This window comes from Bacteroides sp. HPS0048, from assembly GCF_964240755.1.
In the GTDB taxonomy this organism is placed as follows: domain Bacteria; phylum Bacteroidota; class Bacteroidia; order Bacteroidales; family Bacteroidaceae; genus Bacteroides; species Bacteroides nordii.
On the sequence record NZ_CAXSVC010000006.1, the window covers coordinates 218435 to 241857 of the forward strand.

At 39.7% G+C, this 23423-nt stretch carries 26 protein-coding genes and 1 pseudogene; 9 read left to right on the forward strand and 18 right to left on the reverse strand.

Annotated elements, in window-relative coordinates:
* Nucleotides 1-393 precede the first annotated feature (393 nt).
* Complete coding sequence (locus ACESQI_RS07470; RefSeq protein WP_025867420.1) at nucleotides 394-2241, forward strand: VWA domain-containing protein; 1848 nt, start codon at nucleotides 394-396, stop codon at nucleotides 2239-2241.
* Nucleotides 2242-2374: 133 nt separating this feature from the next.
* Here the strand turns inward: ACESQI_RS07470 and ACESQI_RS07475 are convergent, their stop codons facing one another.
* From ACESQI_RS07475 to ACESQI_RS07500, 6 genes are all read right to left on the reverse strand, one after another.
* Nucleotides 2375-3247, reverse strand: coding sequence for a pyridoxamine kinase (locus ACESQI_RS07475; protein WP_195350416.1), 873 nt, complete (start codon nucleotides 3245-3247; stop codon nucleotides 2375-2377).
* 93 nt (nucleotides 3248-3340) lie between these two features.
* The gene (locus ACESQI_RS07480) at nucleotides 3341-3919 is read right to left on the reverse strand and encodes an LUD domain-containing protein (protein WP_002559726.1); all 579 of its coding nucleotides are present in this window, start codon (nucleotides 3917-3919) and stop codon (nucleotides 3341-3343) included.
* Nucleotides 3916-5301: a lactate utilization protein B gene (locus tag ACESQI_RS07485; RefSeq protein ID WP_007484503.1), complete on the reverse strand. Its 1386-nt coding sequence runs from the start codon at nucleotides 5299-5301 to the stop codon at nucleotides 3916-3918. Before ACESQI_RS07485 ends, ACESQI_RS07480 begins: the two co-directional genes overlap by 4 nt.
* On the reverse strand, nucleotides 5298-6038 hold the full coding sequence (locus tag ACESQI_RS07490) for a (Fe-S)-binding protein (RefSeq protein ID WP_007484502.1): 741 nt from the start codon (nucleotides 6036-6038) through the stop codon (nucleotides 5298-5300). Before ACESQI_RS07490 ends, ACESQI_RS07485 begins: the two co-directional genes overlap by 4 nt.
* Before the next feature lie 59 nt (nucleotides 6039-6097).
* Nucleotides 6098-6643 carry a radical SAM protein gene (locus tag ACESQI_RS07495; RefSeq protein WP_007484501.1) on the reverse strand — a complete coding sequence of 182 codons (546 nt, stop codon included), beginning with the start codon at nucleotides 6641-6643 and terminating at the stop codon, nucleotides 6098-6100.
* Entirely contained in the window at nucleotides 6630-6962 is a 333-nt protein-coding gene (locus ACESQI_RS07500; RefSeq protein WP_002559722.1) for a 6-carboxytetrahydropterin synthase, read from the reverse strand. Before ACESQI_RS07500 ends, ACESQI_RS07495 begins: the two co-directional genes overlap by 14 nt.
* 114 nt (nucleotides 6963-7076) lie before the next feature.
* Here ACESQI_RS07500 and ACESQI_RS07505 point away from each other — a divergent pair, with 114 nt between their 5' ends.
* Entirely contained in the window at nucleotides 7077-7439 is a 363-nt protein-coding gene (locus ACESQI_RS07505) for a YbaN family protein (RefSeq protein WP_081504723.1), read from the forward strand.
* Here the strand turns inward: ACESQI_RS07505 and ACESQI_RS07510 are convergent.
* Nucleotides 7406-7972 (reverse strand): MTA/SAH nucleosidase, encoded by a 567-nt coding sequence (locus tag ACESQI_RS07510; RefSeq protein WP_007484500.1) that lies wholly within the window; start codon nucleotides 7970-7972, stop codon nucleotides 7406-7408. The genes ACESQI_RS07505 and ACESQI_RS07510 overlap by 34 nt on opposite strands.
* A gap of 30 nt (nucleotides 7973-8002) precedes the next feature.
* Nucleotides 8003-8215 (reverse strand): annotated as a pseudogene (locus tag ACESQI_RS07515) (TIGR04076 family protein); the annotation flags it as partial.
* A 461-nt stretch (nucleotides 8216-8676) separates the two neighbouring features.
* On the opposite strand from ACESQI_RS07515, the gene ACESQI_RS07520 reads away from it, so the two are divergent.
* A complete protein-coding gene (locus ACESQI_RS07520; RefSeq protein ID WP_025867418.1) occupies nucleotides 8677-8937 on the forward strand; it encodes a hypothetical protein in 261 nt (86 codons plus the stop codon).
* Nucleotides 8934-9251, forward strand: a complete 318-nt coding sequence (locus tag ACESQI_RS07525; RefSeq protein WP_002559718.1) for a hypothetical protein — start codon at nucleotides 8934-8936, stop codon at nucleotides 9249-9251. Before ACESQI_RS07520 ends, ACESQI_RS07525 begins: the two co-directional genes overlap by 4 nt.
* A gap of 242 nt (nucleotides 9252-9493) precedes the next feature.
* Here the strand turns inward: ACESQI_RS07525 and ACESQI_RS07530 are convergent, their stop codons facing one another.
* From ACESQI_RS07530 to ACESQI_RS07545, 4 genes are read right to left on the reverse strand one after another with little or no spacing between them, the layout of a single operon-like run.
* Complete coding sequence (locus tag ACESQI_RS07530) at nucleotides 9494-9778, reverse strand: transcriptional regulator (protein WP_002559717.1); 285 nt, start codon at nucleotides 9776-9778, stop codon at nucleotides 9494-9496.
* A complete protein-coding gene (locus ACESQI_RS07535; protein ID WP_002559716.1) occupies nucleotides 9771-10376 on the reverse strand; it encodes a hypothetical protein in 606 nt (201 codons plus the stop codon). Before ACESQI_RS07535 ends, ACESQI_RS07530 begins: the two co-directional genes overlap by 8 nt.
* 13 nt (nucleotides 10377-10389) lie before the next feature.
* Nucleotides 10390-11169 carry a hypothetical protein gene (locus tag ACESQI_RS07540; protein ID WP_007484495.1) on the reverse strand — a complete coding sequence of 260 codons (780 nt, stop codon included), beginning with the start codon at nucleotides 11167-11169 and terminating at the stop codon, nucleotides 10390-10392.
* A gap of 9 nt (nucleotides 11170-11178) precedes the next feature.
* Nucleotides 11179-11757, reverse strand: coding sequence for a hypothetical protein (locus ACESQI_RS07545; RefSeq protein ID WP_373125649.1), 579 nt, complete (start codon nucleotides 11755-11757; stop codon nucleotides 11179-11181).
* A gap of 616 nt (nucleotides 11758-12373) precedes the next feature.
* On the opposite strand from ACESQI_RS07545, the gene ACESQI_RS07550 reads away from it, so the two are divergent.
* The 4 genes from ACESQI_RS07550 (at nucleotide 12374) to ACESQI_RS07565 (ending at nucleotide 15439) form a co-directional block, all read left to right on the forward strand.
* Nucleotides 12374-12667, forward strand: a complete 294-nt coding sequence (locus ACESQI_RS07550; RefSeq protein ID WP_002559713.1) for a hypothetical protein — start codon at nucleotides 12374-12376, stop codon at nucleotides 12665-12667.
* A gap of 12 nt (nucleotides 12668-12679) precedes the next feature.
* The gene (locus ACESQI_RS07555) at nucleotides 12680-12970 is read left to right on the forward strand and encodes a cell division protein ZapA (protein WP_002559712.1); all 291 of its coding nucleotides are present in this window, start codon (nucleotides 12680-12682) and stop codon (nucleotides 12968-12970) included.
* 112 nt (nucleotides 12971-13082) lie between these two features.
* Complete coding sequence (rny, locus tag ACESQI_RS07560) at nucleotides 13083-14618, forward strand: ribonuclease Y (protein ID WP_002559711.1); 1536 nt, start codon at nucleotides 13083-13085, stop codon at nucleotides 14616-14618.
* Between the two features lie 71 nt (nucleotides 14619-14689).
* The gene (locus tag ACESQI_RS07565; protein ID WP_373125651.1) at nucleotides 14690-15439 is read left to right on the forward strand and encodes a copper homeostasis protein CutC; all 750 of its coding nucleotides are present in this window, start codon (nucleotides 14690-14692) and stop codon (nucleotides 15437-15439) included.
* A 122-nt stretch (nucleotides 15440-15561) separates the two neighbouring features.
* Here the strand turns inward: ACESQI_RS07565 and ACESQI_RS07570 are convergent, their stop codons facing one another.
* The 4 genes from ACESQI_RS07570 to ACESQI_RS07585 form a co-directional block, all read right to left on the reverse strand.
* Nucleotides 15562-16776, reverse strand: a complete 1215-nt coding sequence (locus ACESQI_RS07570) for a sodium ion-translocating decarboxylase subunit beta (RefSeq protein WP_002559709.1) — start codon at nucleotides 16774-16776, stop codon at nucleotides 15562-15564.
* Nucleotides 16777-16791: 15 nt separating this feature from the next.
* Entirely contained in the window at nucleotides 16792-17226 is a 435-nt protein-coding gene (locus ACESQI_RS07575) for a hypothetical protein (protein WP_025867413.1), read from the reverse strand.
* 403 nt (nucleotides 17227-17629) lie between these two features.
* Nucleotides 17630-18067 (reverse strand): hypothetical protein, encoded by a 438-nt coding sequence (locus ACESQI_RS07580; RefSeq protein ID WP_373125653.1) that lies wholly within the window; start codon nucleotides 18065-18067, stop codon nucleotides 17630-17632.
* An 80-nt stretch (nucleotides 18068-18147) separates the two neighbouring features.
* A complete protein-coding gene (locus tag ACESQI_RS07585) occupies nucleotides 18148-20814 on the reverse strand; it encodes a transglutaminase family protein (protein ID WP_373125655.1) in 2667 nt (888 codons plus the stop codon).
* Between the two features lie 258 nt (nucleotides 20815-21072).
* On the opposite strand from ACESQI_RS07585, the gene ACESQI_RS07590 reads away from it, so the two are divergent.
* Complete coding sequence (locus ACESQI_RS07590; protein ID WP_002559705.1) at nucleotides 21073-21210, forward strand: hypothetical protein; 138 nt, start codon at nucleotides 21073-21075, stop codon at nucleotides 21208-21210.
* A 324-nt stretch (nucleotides 21211-21534) separates the two neighbouring features.
* On the opposite strand, the gene rsgA is transcribed toward ACESQI_RS07590, so the two are convergent.
* Together rsgA and ACESQI_RS07600 are read right to left on the reverse strand one after the other, a co-directional pair.
* Nucleotides 21535-22590 carry a ribosome small subunit-dependent GTPase A gene (rsgA, locus tag ACESQI_RS07595; protein WP_373125657.1) on the reverse strand — a complete coding sequence of 352 codons (1056 nt, stop codon included), beginning with the start codon at nucleotides 22588-22590 and terminating at the stop codon, nucleotides 21535-21537.
* The gene (locus ACESQI_RS07600; protein ID WP_025867411.1) at nucleotides 22587-23399 is read right to left on the reverse strand and encodes a class I SAM-dependent methyltransferase; all 813 of its coding nucleotides are present in this window, start codon (nucleotides 23397-23399) and stop codon (nucleotides 22587-22589) included. Before ACESQI_RS07600 ends, rsgA begins: the two co-directional genes overlap by 4 nt.
* Nucleotides 23400-23423: the final 24 nt, after the last annotated feature.

Genomic DNA, 23423 nt, shown 5'->3' on the forward strand with positions numbered 1-23423 from the left:
CATCGGCTACAAAACAAATACATAGCCAATATATAGAATTAGATCAGGCTGTTATCAAATCGTAGTCTTATACTTCGCTGTTTTTCAATAAACTATTGATAACATAAAATCTATTTCACATATGCAAAATTAGGCGAACGCATAGGAGTACACAATGGAGAAATATACTATAAACATGGACAATCTTACGATAAATAAAAAAAGAAAGTATAAGTATTCTCAACTCTATAAATAGATGTAATATATGGGCTCATCAATCATTCGCGTCCATCCAAGAAATCTTTTTTAGAAATAAATTAAAAAAAAGAAGAAGACATTTATGGAATCTTTCCACTAATCGCATCTATAGAGTAAAACATCGGATTTATGTATCACATTAAAACAATAAAATGTATGAAAACAAATCAATTAAAAGCAATGATGCTGGGATTGCTGATAGCAGTCATTTCTTTGGGAACAGTAAATGCACAGGTACTTATAGTAAAAGGTAAAGTGACCGATGCTGCAGACGGTTTTGGCATTACAGGATGCACAGTACTGGTAAAAGGAACTACGCGTAGTACAATAACCAATGTAGACGGTGAATATACAATCCGTGCCAACAAAGGTGAAAAGCTGATATTCTCCTACATTGGTTATGAAACACAAACAGTGAAAGTGACTTCTGAACGGCTGAATATCACCATGCAGGCAAATAGCCAAATACTTGAAGAGTGTGTAGTGGTAGGTTATGGCATGCAGAAACAGGTAAGCATGTGTGGTGCTGTATCAAACATTATGCCTGGAATAATGACAAGAAGGGCCTATGCTGCCTACGATATGAATACGGAAGAATATAAAAACATTGAAGAAAACGGTTTCAAGAAGGTAAACGAAAATCCATTATCAACTTTTTCTATCGATGTAGATGCCGCCTCTTACAGTAATATGCGCCGTTATCTAAACAGAGGTGAACTACCGCCTGCTGATGCTATCCGCACAGAAGAGTTAATAAACTATTTCTCGTATAATTATCCCCAACCTACGGGCAAAGATCCGGTAAAAATCACTACTGAGATAGGTTCTTGTCCATGGAATAAAAATCACCGCTTAGTACGCATCGGGTTAAAAGCTAAAGAAATTCCTACCGAAAAGCTTCCGGTATCCAATCTCGTTTTCTTAATTGATGTATCGGGATCCATGTACGGGCCACAGCATCTGGGATTAGTTCAGTCTTCCCTCAAACTATTAGTAAACAATTTGCGCGATGCAGATAGAGTGGCTATCGTTGTTTATTCCGGTTCAGCAGGAGAGCGTTTGCCGTCAACCAGCGGAAGTGATAAGCAAAAAATCCGTGAAGCGATTGACGAATTGACTGCCGGAGGTTCTACAGCCGGAGGCGAAGGCATAAAACTTGCGTATAAAATTGCGAAAAAGAATTTTGTGAAGGGAGGAAACAATCGTATTATACTTTGTACGGACGGCGATTTTAATGTAGGGGTATCGTCTAATGAAGGTCTGGAAAATCTGATTGAACAGGAAAGAAAAAGTGGTGTATACCTTACTGTTTTAGGTTACGGCATGGGTAATTATAAAGATAGCAAAATGCAGATACTTGCTGAAAAAGGAAATGGGAATCATGCCTATATTGATAATCTGCAAGAAGCCAACAGAGTATTGGTAAATGAGTTTGGAGCTACTATGCACACAGTAGCCAAAGATGTAAAATTACAAATAGAATTTAATCCATCTCAAGTGCAGGCATACCGCCTCATCGGTTACGAAAGCCGCCTGTTGAAAGATGAGGATTTTAATAATGACGCAAAAGATGCCGGTGAAATGGGAGCGGGACATACAGTAACTGCTTTTTATGAAGTAGTACCCGCAGGTGTGGAAAGTAATTTCGTGAACAAAGTGGATGATTTAAAATATCAGAAGAAGGTAAAACCTGCTCTCCAACCAACCACAGGTTCAAAAGAACTACTTACAGTAAAATTGCGCTATAAAGCACCGGACGAAGATATCAGCAAGAAATTAGAACTCCCACTTGTTGATAATAAAGGAAACAATGTATCCTCTGATTTCCGTTTTGCTGCGGCAGTAGCCATGTTCGGGCAGTTACTTCGCGATTCCGACTTTAAAGGAGATGCAACATATACACAAGTTATTGCAATGGTAAAAACAGCATTGGATAATGATGAAAGAGGGTATCGAAGGGAATTCCTCAGGCTGGTAGAAACAGCAGATGGATTGAAGCAATAAAATATCAATAAGAGCGAACGCAGATTAACGCTAATTTTCGCAAACTTAATCTTTGCGTAAATTAGCGTTAATCTGCGTTTCTAAAGTTACATATTAATAACTTTATGAGACTTTTAAGTCATCTACTTCCTTGTCAAATAAGCTCGTAACTACTACTCTGGATAGGCATATCAAGATTATGTAATACCTTTTCCAGAAGAATGCCTTCCCGATTATCGTACTCGTAACCAAATGTAGCACGGATACCCTGAAGGATAAATTGCGTAGCACGATCAAGAGCAATAGGCAGGCTGTCACCTTGTAATAAAGCTCCGGTAATAACACTGGTGAAAGTATCTCCCGTTCCCGGATAATGGGCTGGTAGATAAGGACAGGTTATTTTCCAAAAACGATTCCCGGAACGATTATAGGCATATACAGACGTCTTATGGATATCATTCAGCACAGGGACGCTCGTAATAATAACTACCTCCGGTCCCTGATCTGAAAGTTGACGGAGATAAGATTTCAGCTCTTCATCTGTATTCTGTTCTTTATATGGTAAATCGAGCAAATAAAATAATTCAGTAAGATTAGGAGTGATGACATCAGCTTTAGTTATCAGCTGGCGCATCTCCTTTATCATAGAATCATGAAAGTTTGCATACAGTTTACCATTGTCACCCAAAACAGGATCTACTACCACAAGACTTTCCGGTTGACGAAAATCGTCAATGAAGTCCGACACAATTTGTATCTGAAGCGGAGAGCCGAGATAGCCTGTATAAAAAGCATCAAACTGCATACCCAGTTTTTTCCATTCAGAAATAATCTTAGGCATCTCTTCCGTCAAATCAAGGAATGAGAAATTGGGATATTGCGTATGACTTGATAATACAGCCGTAGGCAACGGACATACCTGAAAACCCATAGACGAAAGAATGGGAATAACAATTGTAAGAGATACCCTTCCAACTCCCGAAAGGTCATGAACAGCAACTACTTTCTTTACTTTATTTGCATACATATATACTAATTTTTCAATGTGCTAATATGCCAATTGGCCAATTGGCCGCGCTATCAACAGACGATAAATCATCCCGCATGGCGTACTGGTACATTATTTAAGAATAACCAGTACATCTCTTGCCCCATGTGCTCCCATCACCAAAGCCTGCTCTATATCAGCTGTCTTGGAAGGACCGGAGATAAATGTACCGAATTCATATTTTTCATTTTTTACTATTTCATAAGCTTCATGCATATTGCTGACAATCCGGTTACGATCAAGAATTATCACCAATTTCTCTGCTATGAAGTAAAGAGCTTTATACTTTACTGTCTGGGGTATCCATACAGCAGCATTTTCAGCAACACCCAATTCTCCTGCTACTACGGCTACGTCCGTACCATCCAGATCTTGTGCACGATCTAATTCATCAGGATTGAATGTAGCACAAGTCACTTCATCTAAATCCGAAGCAATACGTGTAGCCTCAGGATAGGTCCGGCGGATGACAGCATTGACCTCTTCTTCCTTTCCCAGAAGCATCGCCTCACCACCTACTGCGCGAGTCATTTCACAAAATTCAGTTATCACATCAGGATAGACCGTTGTCTTTATTTGCCACTCCGGATAGTCAAAACGCTTTTGCGTATTCTTGCGAATATTGGCTAATATTTCTTCTCTACTACTCATTTCGTATCCTCCTTTCCTTGTACTTTATTCTTCTTCCACATCTCATTGAATGACTCACCGGCAAATTTCGGAAGTTCTCGCCCTTTCCCCCATGCATCGAGATCATTATACTTGATGAAACGTGGTAAATGATTGACCATCGGAGCTGCCCACAAAGCTGCATTAAACAACACAGGCCGATCCATCAATGCCTTCATTCCGCCAGACATGATCTTCTTTCCGGTATCTGCCTTTCCAATTTTATCGAGTATCTGACGCCATTTGTAAATTTGCTCGGCAAGGTCTACCTTTACCGGACAAACATCAGAACAAGACATACAGAGTGAACAGGCCGAAAGATTATCATAATACTTCTCCGGATTGTGTGCCATCCCCAAATTGATACCGATAGGACCGGGAATAAAATACGTATACGAATAACCACCGCTACGACGGTATACCGGACAGGTATTCATACAAGCACCACAACGAATACAGTTCAGTGTCTTGATATGATCGGGATGAGCAAGAATCTCACTACGTCCATTATCCACAATGATAATATGATATTCACCCCCTTCACGTGGTTTACGATAATGCGAAGTATAAGTAGTCACAGGCTGTCCGGTAGCCGAACGAGCCAATAACCGGGTAAATACTCCCAATGACTCCATATCAGGAACTATCTTTTCAAGACCGAATGCAGCAATATTCAGTGTAGGACAAGAGGTTCCCATATCGGCATTCCCCTCGTTAGTACACACCACAATGTCTCCGGTAGAAGCTACGGCAAAGTTGGCTCCTGTCATGGCAGCCTCTGCATTCAGAAATATATTCCGCAGATTCTTACGAGCAGCATGTGTCAGATAAGTAGGGTCAAAATTGCCTTTCTCCGTCCCCATCTCCTTCTCAAAGAGCTCACCTACCTGTTCACGTTTAATATGAATGGCAGGCAACACGATATGACTCGGTGGCAAATGCATCAATTGCAGAATACGTTCACCAAGATCGGATTCCACAACATCAATACCTCTCTCTATAAGGAAAGGGTTGAGTTCGCACTCTTCGGCAAGCATGGATTTACTTTTCACAAAACGGTGTACCCCATGACTATTAAGAATCTCATAAACAATAGCACAGTATTCATCGGCATCTTTCGCCCAATGAACGATAGCACCATTGGCAGTCGCATTCTTCTCAAACTCTACCAGAAGCTCGTCAAGGTGGCTGTTAGAATAAAGTTTCAGCTCACATGCCTTTTCCCGCAAATCTTCCCACTCAGGGACCTCTTTGCTCATTTTATCTCGTTTGGCACGAACCATCCAAAGGGTTTCATTGTGCCATGCTGCCATTACAGGATTCTCTAAGAATTTCTCGGCAGCCTTTGCATGTTTGGTACTCATAATTGCGACGCTAAGATTTCTACTATGTGAATGATTTTGACAGGCAGTTTATCACGTTCGATAACGCCTTGCATATGCATCAGACAAGAACTATCGGCTCCGGTGATGTATTCCGCTCCGGTTTCCATATGGTGCCTTATCTTATCACGACCCATACAGACAGATACGGCCTGTTCTTCGACAGCAAACATACCACCGAAACCACAGCATTCATCTACATGACTGGGCTCAAAGATTTCTATTCCTTCAACCAGCTGAAGGAGGTCGCGCAGTTTATTAAAGTAAGGAATATTCAGCTCGCTCGGAGCAGATAACATGAGTTCGCGCACACCGTGACAACTATTATGGATACTCACTTTATGCGGAAAACGGGCTTTCAGTTTTTCGGGCTTAATCACATCATGAATAAAAGCACAAAGATCATAAATCTTGCCAGCACTTTCGCATTGATGCCCTTCCTTAGCCAAGATACCCGGATGATTCAATTTGACAAAAGCCACACAACTCCCGGAAGGGCCCACAATGTAATCGTACTGTTTAAACAAGTCATCGAAACGAAGCGCCAGTTTAGAGGCTTCGTCCTCAAACCCCGCATTTGCCATCGGTTGCCCACAGCATGTCTGATCTAACGGATAATCAACATCTACCCCTAAACTCTTCAGAAGTTTATACGATGCTACCCCCACATCAGGATAAATAGCATTGATGTAGCAAGGAATAAATAAACCTACTTTCATAATTAGTTAGTTATTAGTTATGAGCTATGAGTTACGAGTCAGTAACTTGTAACTCATGGCTACTGAATATCTATCAGTTTGTGCGTTTGCAGGCTTAGTCTCCATTTGGGATGTCGCATCACGCAGTCCACCGTCAATGCGGTGTTACTACAAGAACAAGGTTGGAGGAAAAAATGTTCGGCGGGAAGCAACTCATAAACGTCAATATTTTGTCCTTCATAGACAACTTTCACTTCATCTATCTTGTTTAAGCTTAATTTTACACCCTGCTTGGGCGAACAGGTTATCCAGTCGATAGAAGCCGGCAACGGACGAGTACCATTCGTTTCAATACAAACGTACTTCCCTGCCTGATGTAAAAGATCAATAAAATTATCATCAATCCACAGAGAGGGTTCACCTCCGGTAAGTATCACCATAACAGCTGGATATTTTTTCACTTCAGCTATAATTTCTTCATCCGTCATCATCGTACCTTCTTCATGACGGGTGTCACAAAAGCTACACTTCAAATTGCATCCCGAGAAACGGACAAAAACAGCAGGGGTACCTGTATGATACCCCTCACCTTGCAGACTATAAAAAATTTCGTTAATCTTTCTCATAGATAGCCGTGTTTGATTCAGACTCCTGTACTTCTACTTTGAAACAATGCGGGACTTGTTCACAAACCCAACGGGCTATATTCTCAGCAGTAGTATTAAAAGGAAGCACTTCATTCAGATTCTGGTGATCCAGCTTTTCTTTTACAGCCTTCTTGATATGGCTAAAATCCACTACCATCCCATCGGCATTGAGTTCCGCAGAGCGGCAGTAGACTGTGATAACCCAATTGTGACCATGAAGATTTTCACATTTACTACTATATGAAAGGTTCAGGCTATGTGCAGCCGACACTTCCAGGCGTTTAATTACTGTATACATCGTCATATATATTTAAAAAGTCCTGCATCTAATGTCACCTCGATGCAAGGGCAAAGGTAATACAAAATCATATTTCCATTCTGCAAACATCGTTATTTTTTCTACATTTGCAGAATGAAAACTATCTGTATCATTTTAGGAACTGTATCATTGGCACTGGGCGTTCTGGGTATCTTTCTACCACTACTCCCTACAACCCCTTTCCTGTTACTTACTGCCGCACTCTATTTCAAAGGGTCGCCACGCTTGTATCAATGGTTACTGAATCAGAAACACCTCGGCCCTTATATTCGTAATTTTCGCGAAAACAAAGCAATACCGTTACGGGCAAAAATCATCTCATTACTACTAATGTGGGGCACTATGCTTTATTGCATCTTTTTCCTCATCCCATTGGTATGGGTTAAGATACTACTATTTCTGATTGCTTCAGGAGTTACCTATCATATACTTTCTTTCAAAACATTGAAGAAATGAGATAATCCGGTACGGGCATCAGCCAGTTTGTCTTCCCAATGTTTTACAGAGTTCTGCCCAATCACGTCCGATACAAATTTCACTGAAATAAAAGGAATCTCTTTGGAAGTACAAACAAACGCCTGCGCATAGGCTTCCATATCAACCACATCTCCTTCAATATCGGTCAATTCGGTAAGGAAACTATCACCGGTATTACAGGTAGCCGATTCAGTCCAATGACGACAGAAACCTTTCTGTTCAAGCAATGCAGAGGTATCCAACTCATAACTTAATCCCAATCCTGCAAGTTTATGCATATCCCTGTCGATGAAATGACGGCAAACAAATACATCTCCTACCCGATGATTGATTGTCCCTGCTGTACCCATATTTATCACAATATCCGGCTCTACCTGACGAATTGCTTCGGCCAGATGAAAAGCTGCTTTTACTTTACCAATACCGGTACGCACATAATACACTTCCACATCGGGCCATTTAATCTCTGCAAATTCGCCTTGTACGGCGTAGGTTACTAATATTTTCAACATATACTATATTTATTTTCTCTATTTTGTCACATAAAAGATACCGGAACCATGTGCTAAAGCAAATACATACTGATAAATAGCTTTCCACGCCTCATCACAAAAACCTTCGAGCTTAGCATAATCCGCATAAAACACTTGCCCTTCTCTCATCATCGGGCATTTTGTGAAATCCGGACCGGCATATTCTTTAGCCAGTTCTTCATTAAGAGTTGTTTTTAAAATTGTTATCTTACAACGTTTCATATTTGTTCTCGTTTACTATCGTATTCAATGAAAGAAAACAGCTCGTTATTTTCACAAAGATAGTGAAAATAAATTTCTTATTTTGATAATAATAATTTTATCAACCCAAAACAAACACTATAAGCAAAAATAATTTAGAGTACATCGGATAGCTGATATGATCATTCTTTTTATTGAAATCCCGGAATAAATACTCCATCTTATTGCAATGTATTTTCTTTTCGCTATATTTGCAGTGATACTTAAATAGAGTATCATTTTTATTCAGTTTAGTGTTCACCTAAAAGCTGCAATTTTTAAATGAATACACCTGAACTGAACAGGGATACGTATGTTGTTTTACAACGATATGCGCACCCGTTCAGTATAAGTGTATTCGGGTTGTTTGCAGCACCCTAGGTGGACTATATTGGATTGGGTGCGTTTTTTATGCCCCAATTAAAATTTAAAAAGAAATATATATGGGGCACACTTTTTATTTATCCGAAGAAAGATTCTACGTTGTTGGTACAATTGCTACACTATTGTTCACCCTACTACTCACCATTATTGCCTTCATGTGGATACGCATAGAGCAACAAAAGGAAATTATTTCAAACCTACACATAAAAATATCAAAAATGGAACGTTCCAGATTAACAGACAAAGACGCAGTTCGTACCATGTGTTGGAAAGAATTATTCGAAAGAATAGACAACTCTCAGAAACAAACAAAGCCATGAAAAAAAGAATTTTTGATGATGAATACCCATGCCCCTGCTCTGTAAAAAAAGACATGGAAACTTCTGAGGACGTCTATATCTTTTTAGAAAATTTCTATGAAGGATTAGATACTTTTGACTGGGACAGATTCGGCCTTGCAGATTTAGAATGTGCATATTGTCTGTTACAATTCGCTACTAAGCTTGCAGAATCTGACAGACCCAAATATAATAGGAATAAAATATCTATTCTAACAAATGCAAAAAATAATATTACAGAAAAATTTCTGGAACTAATACTTGAACGTATTCGTCTATTTATGAAGAACAGATAAAAAAGAAATCAATTCACCACAGAGTAACACTGAGTTTCATGAACTTTTATTACCTGATTGAGACACAAATTAGCACAGATTTTCGCAAAGAAAAACAAGTATAAATAAAGAATGACAGGATTTTAATCTGCGCCATTCGCGTTAATCTGCGTTTTATCCAGATATAAAGCTCTATGAAACTCTGTGTGGTGAAACAAATTCAAAGGTGATCAAATCTGCATTTCAATCAACTATATCTGAACTTATTTTATAATATAGCTCTTCAACGCCTCCACATACTCTTCAAAAGCATCGACCCCTTGCGGCGTAATTTTACAGATAGTACACGGCATCTTTCCCTTAAAAGTCTTTGTCACTTCCACATAACCCGCTTTGTTCAGTTTATCAATCTGCACACTCAGATTCCCTGCCGTAGCTCCTGTCTGCTGACGGATATAGACAAAGTCCGCTTCCTCTACAGAAATAAGCAACGACATCACCGCCAGGCGAAGTTCGGAATGGAGTAACGGATTCAGTTCTTTAAACATTGTTTCTCTTTGCTTTATGATTGACAATATGTCCCGGAATGATCATCACCACTACAATAGCAAGGGCAAAAGCAAAAACCTGAGGTAAAGGCCCTTCTACGATGGTGTTGATATTAAAAAGCATACCTAAAGAAATAGCGATACCAAAAGCGGCACAGTTATAGAATGACTTTTCCTGAATAACAGAGCCTGTTATACCTGCCCCAACGGATAACACAAGTAACAGCAGAGGTAATATAGCAATGTTGTTTCCATAATTCAAAGCCAACAGAGCAATAATGGCACAAGTTCCCCCCACTATTTGCCATACATTAGAAATCACTTTATCAACATAACTCATAGTTCTTTTCCCATCTCTCCGGGACATCCACCAGATATACAAACATCCTATTACCGGAATGACACTTCCAAGCCAGAACCAACTCTGACTTCCTGTGAAATAAAGTAATACAAAAATTGCAATAGAAACGGCAAGCGTTAAATACCCCCAGAACAAAAAGGAGTTACCACTTCCTACCACCAAACCTTTTTTACTATTTTGAATCATCTGTGCTATCAGCGCCAGGCTCTCTTGTTCATTCAATTTCTTATCTTCCATTTTTCTTAACTATTTATTTCAACCGTTTGCTACTCAACAATGCATATAAAGAAACAAGCAACAAAGGTAAATGATACATTCCTAAATAAAAACCCGCAGGGGAAGCAAATTGTCCCATATTATAAACTCCGATAATAAGCCCTACCATTGCTGTCACCCTGTAAGTAGTCATATTAATTCGAGGACGACATAACGTAAGCAATGTCAGAAACACAGGAGTCATTGGACAAAAAGCCAGCGATGCATAGCCCGAAAAGAGATAGGCCGGATTAAAATCCGGTTTCACATTCAACAAATCCATAGGAAACCATAAACAGAAAAAAGCTACAGGAATCAGCCATGCTGTTCTCCAATTGAGATTGGAGAAGTCATACTCATTCTCTCCCTTCCAGCAATCCCGAAACCAGACAAAAGCAACAAATGACATCATTACCAGATTGACCGTTACCACGCTGACTCCATATTTATTAGTAATGGCTATGCTCTGAATAACTGCATACAACAAATAACAGGCTCCCACATAAGCCGAGAAAAAACGCCCGATTCTATTTCTAAAAAACAGTAAGGCTACAATCAATGCAAGTGCCATCCACTGAAATATAAAGGAATAAGGATAAAAGCGGTTTATCAAAGCATGTCCCAGTGTAGTGAAGATAATCTGCCCCATCTCTTCAAAGCGAAAACCTTTAGTAGCCACCGGCATTAATACAAACTGTAAAACTATCAGCACCAGGAAGAATTTCCAAGAAGTACAAAAACGCTCGAAACGTGTCGAAGTATCTTTCATAATCATTTCCCCTTCTTATTTCTTTATATTTGCACTGTAATTTATCATATGTCCGGGAATAATCATCATAAAGATGAAAGCAGGAGCAAAAGCAAGTATCTGATTTACACCGGTTACCCAAATACATCCCAAAGAAGATAGCACTCCCAGCAAACCACCTATCAGTGCTATTTTAGAGTGTATCACCATTCCAGTCAATATCACTCCCATTCCCATAAGCAAAAGAATAATAAACAAAATAGGAAGAGGATAGGCAATAGAAACACATGATACCAAAAAACCAGCACTCCCAAATACAATCCAGATATAGTTTACAACCCGATCTATATAAGTCTTTACAGGCGATTCATTCTTTCTGGTCACCCAAAGAGTGCCAGGAAATCCGATAGCCGGCAAAAGAAACCATAAATATTGCCACTCATACTTTCCGGTCGACGCAACCATATACCATACCAGTAATGAAATAATCACTGTTCCATACCCCCATATCAAAAAAGGAGTACCACCGTCCTTTTCAACTCTTGTCCGCGTGTTTTGAATCATTTGAGAAATAAGTTCTAAACTTTCTTTCTCATTCAGTTTCTCGTTTTCCATATATCTTATGTCCTTTAAATTATTCGACTACCTGTTGTACTCAAAACTATAATATAAGGCTACGATAACCATAGCACACCAAACTCCCAATATTTTCAAAATAATGTCTTCCATTGTATTTTCTGATTTAATAAACGAATTAAATACATTGCATCAAAGATTTAAATCCGATGCAAATATAAGTAGTTTATTTTATAAACCAAATTATTTAATAAATTAATTTATAGAAATATTTAATTCAAATTCAGTAACAATAAAGAGGTCAATTAAGTACAGGTTTAAACTACACCCAACAACATACTCTATCAGCAACTATATACCAATTTGTTAGAGGCATAACTCTTGTAGTAAGAAAGCAAAACATCCGGATGTTTTATACAATAACATGGGGATGTTTTCAGCAAGAACATCCGGGTGTTTTGATAGTAAACTTCAGAAGTTAATGATAGCAGGATATAAAGAAAGAACCACTAAAAAGTATGCACCTTGTCTCTACTTAACTCCGATAGTAAACATCCATCTAATAGTTATTTTCAGCCCAAACGACTAATTTCTGCGGAAAAGTTTTTGTAATCTCAGACTTAATTGTATTTTTGTGTACAATTTTGGTGTAGTAATGACAGAAGAAGCAAAAAAGCTATTAAGTACCTTTGAAGCGAGACTACGGCATTTAATCTATCTTCACGATGAATTAAAGCGTGAAAATGCTGAACTTAAGCAACTTCTCGAAGAGGAGAAGAAAGAAAACGAAAGGATACTGGCTGAATATAAAGAATTGGAAAGAAGCTACACGAACCTAAAAACAGCTACGGCAATCAGCCTTAACGGCAGCGATGTAAAAGAGACAAAGCTGCGATTGTCCAAATTAGTGCGTGAAGTCGACAAATGCATCGCTCTGTTGAATGAATAAAAGAAGAGGTGTATGAACGATAAAATAAAGATAAACCTGCAAATTGCAGACTCATATTATCCTATCACAATCAACCGTGACGAGGAAGAATTGATGAGAGAAGCAGCCAAACAGGTAAATATCAAGCTCAATGCTTATCGGGAGCATTACAAAAGCCTGGAACCTGAGAAATTAATAGCTATGGTAGCCTATCAGTTTTCACAGGAGAATCTAAAACTAAGGCAACGTAACGATACCGGTCCGTATACAGAGAAGATAGAAGAATTGACGGAAATGCTCGAAGAGTATTTCAAGGGCGAGTGAAAACATGTCCTATCAACAAATTTATAGAAAACCCACGCACTGCAAGATACTCGGGAGAAAGAATTTCCTCGTATTTGCGGTGCGTTTTTATTTATACTTAAATTAAATTACAATGTTAGTAACAATAGTAGCATCCATTGCTTGCTTCATCGTAGGTGGCATATTGTCATACGTATTATTCCGATACGGACTAAAGGCCAAATACGATAACGTCTTGAAAGAGGCGGAAACCGAAGCGGAAGTGATAAAGAAAAACAAATTGCTGGAAGTTAAGGAGAAATTCCTCAACAAAAAAGCAGATCTGGAAAAAGAAGTAGCGCAACGTAATCAAAAGATTCAGCAGGCTGAAAATAAATTGAAACAGCGCGAAATGGTATTGAGCCAGCGTCAGGAAGAGATTCAGCGCAAGAAAGCAGAAGCTGACGCCGTAAGAGAAAATCTGGAAGCCCAACTGGGAATTGTTGATAAGAAGAAAGAAGAACTGGACAAACTGCAACATCAGGAGATAGAAAAGCTGGAAGCACTTTCCGGTTTGTCTGCCGAAGAAGCAAAAGAACGCTTGGTAGAATCTTTGAAAGAAGAGGCCAAAACACAGGCGCAGTCCTACATCAATGATATCATGGACGATGCCAAGCTGACAGCCAGTAAAGAAGCAAAACGCATTGTGATACAGTCTATTCAAAGGGTAGCTACGGAAACAGCCATTGAGAACTCTGTAACCGTATTCCACATTGAATCTGACGAAATCAAAGGACGTATTATCGGTCGTGAAGGACGTAATATCCGTGCACTGGAAGCTGCTACAGGTGTAGAAATCGTAGTAGATGACACTCCAGAAGCAATCGTTCTTTCTGCATTTGACCCCGTACGTCGTGAGATAGCCCGTCTGGCTTTGCACCAGTTGGTAACCGACGGACGTATCCACCCTGCACGTATTGAAGAGGTAGTATCCAAAGTACGCAAACAGGTTGAAGAAGAAATCATCGAAACCGGTAAACGTACCACTATTGACCTCGGTATCCACGGATTACATCCGGAATTGATCCGTATCATCGGTAAGATGAAATACCGCTCTTCTTATGGTCAGAACTTGCTGCAACACGCTCGCGAAACTGCGAATCTCTGTGCTGTAATGGCATCGGAACTGGGCTTGAACCCTAAAAAAGCAAAACGTGCCGGATTGTTGCACGATATTGGTAAAGTGCCTGATGAAGAACCAGAATTGCCGCACGCATTACTTGGTATGAAGTTAGCCGAGAAATTCAAAGAGAAACCGGATATCTGCAATGCTATCGGTGCTCACCATGACGAAACGGAAATGACAAGCTTGCTCGCTCCGATCGTACAGGTATGTGATGCTATCTCCGGTGCACGTCCGGGAGCACGCCGCGAAATAGTAGAAGCGTATATCAAACGTCTCAACGACCTGGAGCAATTGGCTATGGCTTATCCGGGAGTAACAAAGACTTATGCCATCCAGGCGGGACGCGAACTCCGCGTTATCGTAGGTGCAGATAAGATTGACGATAAGCAAACAGAAAGCCTGTCGGGTGAAATTGCGAAGAAGATACAGGATGAGATGACTTATCCGGGACAGGTGAAGATTACCGTAATCCGTGAAACACGTGCGGTTAGCTTTGCTAAATAAAAAAACGAATAAAGAAGAATATCAAGATAAGGGCGAAGCAATTCGCCCTTTTTTAATAACGTTTTCCTGCTATGAGAAAGTATAAATTCGAGATATGTACCAACTCGGTAGAGAGTTGCCTGGCTGCACAGCAAGGTGGAGCAGATCGTGTAGAGTTGTGTGCCGGCATACCGGAAGGAGGAACAACGCCTTCGTATGGTGAAATTGTTGTTGCACGGGAATTGTTACATATCAAACTCCATGTAATAATCCGCCCCCGGGGAGGTGATTTTCTCTATTCACCCTTAGAGATAAAAACGATGTTAAGGGATATAGAAATGGTAAAGAAAGCAGGTGCAGACGGTGTTGTATTGGGCTGTCTGACACCAGACGGAGAAGTTGACATGCCTTTAATGAAGGAGTTGGTAGCAGCTGCTGACGGGTTATCGGTTACCTTTCACCGGGCTTTCGATGTATGCCGTAATCCACAGAAGGCATTGGAAGAGATTATAGAATCAGGCTGTAACCGCATACTGACTTCCGGACAACAAGCAACCGCAGAAGCCGGGATTCCTTTATTAAAAGAACTCCAGAGACAAGCTGCCGGACGGATCATCCTACTTGCCGGCTGTGGTGTAAACGAAAAAAACATAGCACGTATTGCCTCAGAAACAGGAATTGAAGAATTCCACTTCTCTGCACGGAAAACAGTGATCAGTGGCATGCAATACCGAAATCCTGCCGTTTCAATGGGAGGAACAGTACAAATTGACGAATACACCAAACAGATAACCACGGCAGAAAGGGTGGAAAAGACGATAAAAGCAGTGATTAGTGATTAGTGATAAGCGATTAGTACCATGCGGCAATACGATGGCGCAGTTTACTTATCACTACTCGCTTATCACTAATCACTAACTACTACTCACTTATCACTAATCACTTATCACTAATCCCCCCCATCTTACAAGTATGGTATAATCGTTATATAGATACCAGTTATGATAGCAGAGGTGATGACGCCGGAGATATTGGCTCCTAAAGCATCACCAAGAATAAAAGAGTTAGGATTGTCTTTACTAACTATCTTCTGTGCTACTTTTGCAGTTGTCGGCACACAGCTAACAGCAGCAATACCAATCACCGGATTATAATTGCCCTTTTTGATAAAGTACATAACATACCCTCCCAAGATGCCTCCTATACCAGAGAAAAGCAGGGCGATAACACCTAAAACCAGTAATTTCAGGATTTTTGGATCAAGTAGCAAATGGGCATCACAAAGTACTCCCAGTAACAATCCAAGCATAAAAGTAGAACCATACAGTAACGGGCCACTCACAAAGTCATAAATATGCTTCATCCCGGACTCACGCACAGCCACACCTATAAATAAAGAGAAAAACAAAGGTGATGCTACCGGAAATAAGAAGCACAACACTGCGCACAGAATAGCAGAGAAAGCCAGTTTTACTTTTGCATCGTAATTTTTAGGGGCCTTCTTTGTAGTCATCTTAATAGCACGCAAACGTTTGGGAACCATTAGTTTTACTAAATAAGGATATCCACCATACGTCAACCCCAAATAGAGATATGCTACTACTGTGATAGGAACAAACAGATGCTTTGCCAGTGCCAGTGAAGTAAAGAGTACCATTGGTCCGTCTGCTCCGCCAACCATAGCCACCGAAGCACTCTCCTTAAGTGTCAGTCCCAAAGCAGAAGCAATAGGAACGGTCAGGAAAGTACCCAGTTCGGCACACAATGCCAAAAATATACTTGCAAATGGTTTCTGGAGCAGAAAACCTACATCAAGCAACGTACCGATACCCATAAACACAAAACAGGCTATCAATCCATTACTGAAAGTCAATGTATAAACCGGTTGTAAGAAGTCAATCTGCATGGTATTCATCAACTCATCTGTATCAGAAAGCATCGGATCGAGAAATAAGTTTCCCAATGTACCGTCCGGCATTATCAGCGTACCACAGTTGATGGCTATCATTCCCAATCCCATCGGTATCATTACCATCGGTTCCAGCACACCTTTCCAGCCCAGATAAATAAGCAGAAACCCTAAAGCGACAAGAAACACACGGGCACTTGCGAGCAGCCAGCCACTCTCCATCATTGTTCCCACTCCCTGGAACAAGCTCATAAAGTCTATATTTTCCATGATATGATAAGTTTATTATTTGGTATTGGTAGATGATTTCTTACTGTTATCTTTATGCTGTTGGAGCATTTCTTCTCGTTTTTCAAGATAAACGATGTGGGTATCTTCAGGGTAGTAATACTCCAACAGATTATCATCGGATGTACCCGGACTTACCCCATGATAATATCCGTGGTAACGAATGATATCCCGATTAATACCACGACTGTAATCTTCACGTTTATCGCCCGAACCATCCTGTTCAGCTATGGCATTATGCCATAACAAACGTTCCACATTCTGACGTACTTTCTTTAAACGCCGTAATCGTTGAAGTTCTACCTGATGAGAACTATAGAAATCGAGTGAATCGGCTGCACTTGCAATAAGTTTTATCACTGCAGCTACGAAAAAGCCTATGACGAACGTAAGTCCCATCATGGCAAAAGTGGCTAATAATAATTTTAACATAGCAATATATTTTAAGTTATTAGTTCGTTTCAAAGTAAAGAAGAGGCGCCCAATGGTAAACTATTATTTAGACACACATGAAATTCTTTTAATTCCATTGGGCTTTCCTCATTCATCCATATAAGGCCAATCGGCTGATGCATCTACCTGAATCACTTCGGTTACATCTTGTCCTTATATGATGCTTATCCCGTTATCACAACGAAACTACAATATCTTTTCCCCGGATATCAATTAATACTCGGGAGGTATATCCATTTTTTATCTATGGACATACTCCTATTTTCTTTAGATTGACAGTTATATTCTCGTAAGAATGAAAAAGAAGGCAGTACACACCCGACAGAAAGCTGAGAAAGTATAAAAATTACTTACTCTGCAAATAGATGGAATAGTGAATTGGCTAAATAAGAATATGAGCTAACGTATAGATATAGTATCCACACGAATACTTCATGCAACTGGTACTGCAAGGTAAATTTCTGTACTTGCTCTCGGGTAACTGAACACTGAGTGCACTAAGAATCTGTATAACAGTAGTTGGCTTATTAAATTTCAGTAGCTTAAACGGTGCCACATTCCTTGAACCGGAGAGGCTGGAAAGAATCCCGTCACAAACCTTATAATCAGATGATTCATCATGAAATACAGAATGCGTATCTCTGACACAATCATTATCTGTCCTGGAAGATAGAATACAAGCAGACTTTACAGATTGAGGGGTATCACCTATCCGAACTTCAATTTCATTCTGAAGTCCGGATAATTCTTGTCCGGGAGCTATATTCAGTCCCAATACAAAAAATACACCTATCAATATGTAAAATGCATACTTTATCATAATCGCTGCAAACGTAATAATTATTTTTAATGAAAACACACTCTACACAAATAATTAACTATTATTGCAACTTGTCTTCCCTATAAACCATGCACTACCTTCATCAATTGTTCTCCCAATCCAATAGTATATCCCTGAGAGACAAAGACTACCCTATTAAATGTATCAGCGATGATAAATATCGGCAATGTTTCGGAATTCGACAATTTCATAGATTCCGCAATTTGCTTTTGAATGCTTCCGTTCACATCCACCCCATAAAGGATAGTAGAAGGTAATCCTGGGAATTCTGCCGGATGGAACTTTTTATGCTGTTCTTCATCGGGGAAAAGAAATACCATTTTACGTCCCCACTTCTCAAAATCGCTACCCAATGCAGCAATATCTTTCAGAGCATGATTGGTAGGCTCCTGCCCTGCGCCCAGTATACCCACAACAAAGTAACCACGTCCACAAGCTTGCAAGATACTTTGCACATCACTACCCTCTACCGGACGATACATAGACTCAGAATTAAAATTACCGATAACCTGCACCTGAGTTTCACTTTGCCGCATTGTCAAAGCAGTCGTTGTCACCTGGTCTTTTTCTACATTGAAGAAAGAGAGATTAGCAAGTACAGAACCATTGGCAAGGCGGGTTCCGGTGGTAAGCATATAATAACCGGCATCCAGCCGTGTACCGTTCTTCAACAGATTTTCCCAGGAAGTAGTACCTTCATCATAGTTCAACAGATGAAAAGTACCCTCTTTAAAACGTGACAATGTAAAATGAGAGTAATACTTGGGATTATCGAGTGATCGGATAGACTGATAAGTGGCTTTTACAACACCTGAAGGTGCCAGGGTCTGTTCGGCCACCTCAAAATCCACATCGAAGGTTTCTCCATTCTTCAATCTGTTATTAGCAAAATCTTTATATTGTATTTTTCCTGTCACCTCGTCTATCCAGGCAGGAATACCTAAAGCACGTGCCAGCGCTACAAAGAAAATATCCCGTGATTTTTCATCAGCTACCGATGCTTTCCATACACCTGCAGGCGACATAGGAATACGTTGTGAATTCAACTCATTATTAATAGCAATATTCTTTTTGCACCAAGCTACCAATGCCTGCGGATTTTTTCGATAGTGTTCCACCTCATCAGCTGAAACTGCTTTCTGGAAAAACTCTTTATAAGGAGTCAGCATTTCATTTGCTATCCGCGGATTGAGAATAGAGGAATAATAATATTCTCCGCAATACCCGGCAACGGAATGGCGGAAATGATCTTCCAACACTTCCGGTGTTACATCGCGCAAATCCTTATCTGAAACCAACCTGAGCAAACTAAGTGCAAGCTCTGCATTCTTCTCTTTGGCAGCAACCGAAAGAAAATCGGTCAGCGTTTGATGATTTCCTCTCGAAGCAACCAACAGACGAGATACAGACTCAGCATCCATAGCATACTTACGGGCAAATGCCACTCCTTGCTCTTCTGTGACAAAGGTAGCCACATATGCATTACGAATAGAATCTTCCTGTGCCATACGACGATTGTTTTCTGCCCGCTGTTCCGGAGTTACTTCAGGCAAATCCGTACCTTCGGCAGGAGGAACAATATCCAGTGTCAGTGAATACGTCTCACCCGGTTTCTTATCAAGGACAAGTATCAGTTCATTCTCTTTTCCAAAAGATAGTTTACCGAATCCGAAATTATCTCCTTTTGAAGCCCACACCAACATATCTCCTTTACCGGCTGTCAATGAAACCCGACCGGCGTCATCTGTACGTTTAGTAGCTACTGAGTAGAACTCGGCATAATTGTATACCTTAAACTCCACTTTAGCCTCCGATACAGGATTACCACCGGCGTCTACCACCGTAACAACTGCTTTTGCCGTAGGAGCATAGTTCTCAATAACATTAATTTCAGTATAGTTGGGTGTTTCATACATGATTTCTTCTGCTCCTTTATAACGTCCAAATACTTTTGTATGCATCAGCATCCCCCGGCTCGCTGGTGCGTTAAACCATCCCAGATTCAAGACAGGCTCCGGTTCGCAAGCTCCGAAAAAATACCATTTACCATCTGCCCAAGCCTCTACCCAGGCATGATTATCATCTGTGTGTGCCCAACGCGGAGTATATACCTGCCGGGCAGGAATCCCCACCGCCCGAAGTGCAGCTACGGTAAAGGTAGACTCCTCACCACAACGTCCGTAAGCCGTCTTGACAGAAGCTAACGGTGAACTGGTACGGGCATCACTCGGACGATAAACCACTTTCTCATGGCACCAGTGATTTACTTCAAGAATAGCATCCTGCATCGAAAGTTTTTTAATGCGTTCTTTCAGCTCACCATAAAACACACTACGGGAATTATCCAGATTTTCATTATTCACCCGGACAGGAAGTACGAAATGACGAAAAACATCTTCTGGGATCTTCTTTCCCCAGGGCATTTCTTGCCGGGCCTGTTCAGACAAACGGATATTTTCCAGATAATAGTCTCCCGAATAGTCAGTGATATCTCCTATAGGCATATAAGCATACAAAAACATCAACGCTTCCCGTTCTGCAGTAGTCAACGTAGAATCATTAAAGATAGCAAACAAATCACCCAAAGGAAGTTGTAATTGTTTTATTCCGAAATCAGCTTTCACCTGGTTACGATATGCTTCCTCCTTCAGGAAATGAGTCTCACCACAGGATAATAAGAAAACAGCCAACAAAAGGCACGAGAAAAAGTGAATCGATGTTTTCATTTTATTTCTATATTATATAATAAGGCACAATCAAAATCCGCTCAACTGGAATAGTATCATAGAGTACAAAGTTATGTAATATATTTGTAATATCCACTTGTCATTTCGGTCTCTTTTAAGAAAAAAGAGGGTGAAAAGCATATTTTTTATGTTGCACAACATGTTTTCCGTGAACTTTTCGTATCTTTGCAGTGTTAATAGAGAAAACAAGATGTAAAACCGCTCTTCAAAACGTGGAGGGCAAAAAAGATGAAGATTATGAAAAAGAATGCAAATGAAAAAATTATGATGTTGCAGTATCGTATTAAACGTTATCATGCAATGGGAAACGGAACAATGTGCCAGACTTTGAATGGCCAACTTCAAAAACTGCTTTCAAAGCAGATTGCCATGTAAACACACCACTATATTATATGTAACAAAAGCGAAGAGTCAAATTGGTTCTCCGCTTTCTTTTTATCTATACAATTCATTTACCTGAAATTCATCGGTTAATTCCAGGCTATAATCAAAATTATCTATCTCCTAAATCTATGTCTATATTGAAATAAAAGAGAGGGTGTGTCAATAAAGTAAATTAACCATCATTAAAACGCAGATTAATGCTAATTTACACAAAGATTAAATTAAATCCGCGGTCATTTGTGTTAATCTGCGTTTCTAAAGTTACATATTGATAGCTTTCTCAGACTTTTGACACACCTTCTCTTTAAATAAAAATTAGAAATTAACCTTGCGATTCTTTACTTCTTCCACTAGTTTCGCAAAAGATTTATCCTTTCTACGTTTTTCATGTTCCGAAGCGGAGAAATGCCAAGCTTCCCGTCGAAGTTTCAAATAACTCTCATAAATTTTATGGTCTAATACACCACGGTTTACTGCTTCTAAAACGGCACATCCTGGTTCATTTATATGTCTGCAATCTCTGAAGCGACACATATTCGCATAATCAGAGATTTCCAAAGCTTCTATAAGTGAATCGGAATTATCAATAGCTAAACCAAATTCCCGGATTCCCGGAGTATCGATTAAAACTCCAGATTCGTCCATTAGCACCATTTCCCGCCGGGTTGAAGTATGCCTTCCTTTTCCCGTGGCCAAACTTACACCAGACGTAAGCAATACCGTTTTTCCGTATAATGCATTAACCAATGAACTTTTTCCGACACCTGAGGAACCGACAAATACAACCGTTTCACCTTTTGATATCGATTCCCGTAATTGTAGAATAGTCTGAGATTGGTAGATACTGGTAAAAAATACCGGTATCTGACGAACAATATGTTTCATTTGCTCATCAACTTTCCGCTTATCAAAATCACAATCTGCTTTATTAAGTACCAATACAGAATTAATATTTTCTTCCAATAGTTGAACCATAAAGCGTTCGATTCTACGAATATTGAAATTATTATCAAGACTTTGCACGATAAACGCTTTATCAATATATGAAGCAATAGCTTGCTTATCCGCAACTGTTCCACTTTTCCTGCGATACAATGTCCGTTCACGAGGTAACATATCAACTATAATCCCTTTATTATCATCGAACGGTTGAAATATTATCCAATCGCCAGTACAAGGTAATTCAAAATCCGATTTTCCATACATCATATTTCCTGTGAGTTCACACTGAAATAGTCCATTCTCAGAAATAACTTCATAACAGGTACGGTGTACAATGGATATTCGTCCATGAGTAAAAGTGCTATATGTCGATTTTTGTTTCAATTGGTTTAATCTACTATTCCAACCATAATTATTTAAATTAATCATTGTCTTATCTTTTTAGCGATGAAAAATACATAACCATAGAATTCTTTATACTTACGGTACAGTTCTTCTTCAACAGATTGAAGTGCACTAAATTCTTCGGCTGTTTCATTTCCTGCATATTTATTAAGAAAAATCTCCTGGGCTGCAATTTTCAGAGCAAAGTAATGTTCTGTCCAGCAATTTTCCGGCAGAATAAATGTAGCAACAGGAAGATATCCCGCTTTACATATTTTGGCTATTTGGTGAGGAATTGTATCTATCTCAGGATATGCATCCATCCAGAATTTATTGATTTCCGCTGGGCGCTCATCTGTAAACCACGAACTTTCAGAAATAGCAATATACCCTCCTGTTTTCAAATACTTGCGCCACTCATTCAGTCCACGCTCAAAGCCAATATTATATATGGCTCCTTCCGACCAAATCATATCTAATTCTTCATTTTGAAAAGGAAGATTATCCATTGAACCCACAATACCTTTTACCCTGTCTTGCAAACCCAACTGCCTTGCATTACGATTGAAAATCTCAATAAAATTAGGAAGAAAATCAAGCCCGATAATCTTCCCCGGAACATTTTGAGCCAATACCATTGTCTGACCACCTGTTCCACAACCAATATCGGCAATAAGAGATTTATCATTGAGGTTATCCGTAAAACCCAATGCTTTCAGTGTTACTTCAGGACTTCCAGGTCCTTGTCGTTCCATATTGGAAAAAAAATCACAGATTAAATTAAGTTCGAAATCGTGAATTGTTTTATTTTCGTTACTCATTATCTTAATATATTTTACGTACACGGAAAGCATAACAATGCCTTCATCATTGTACGC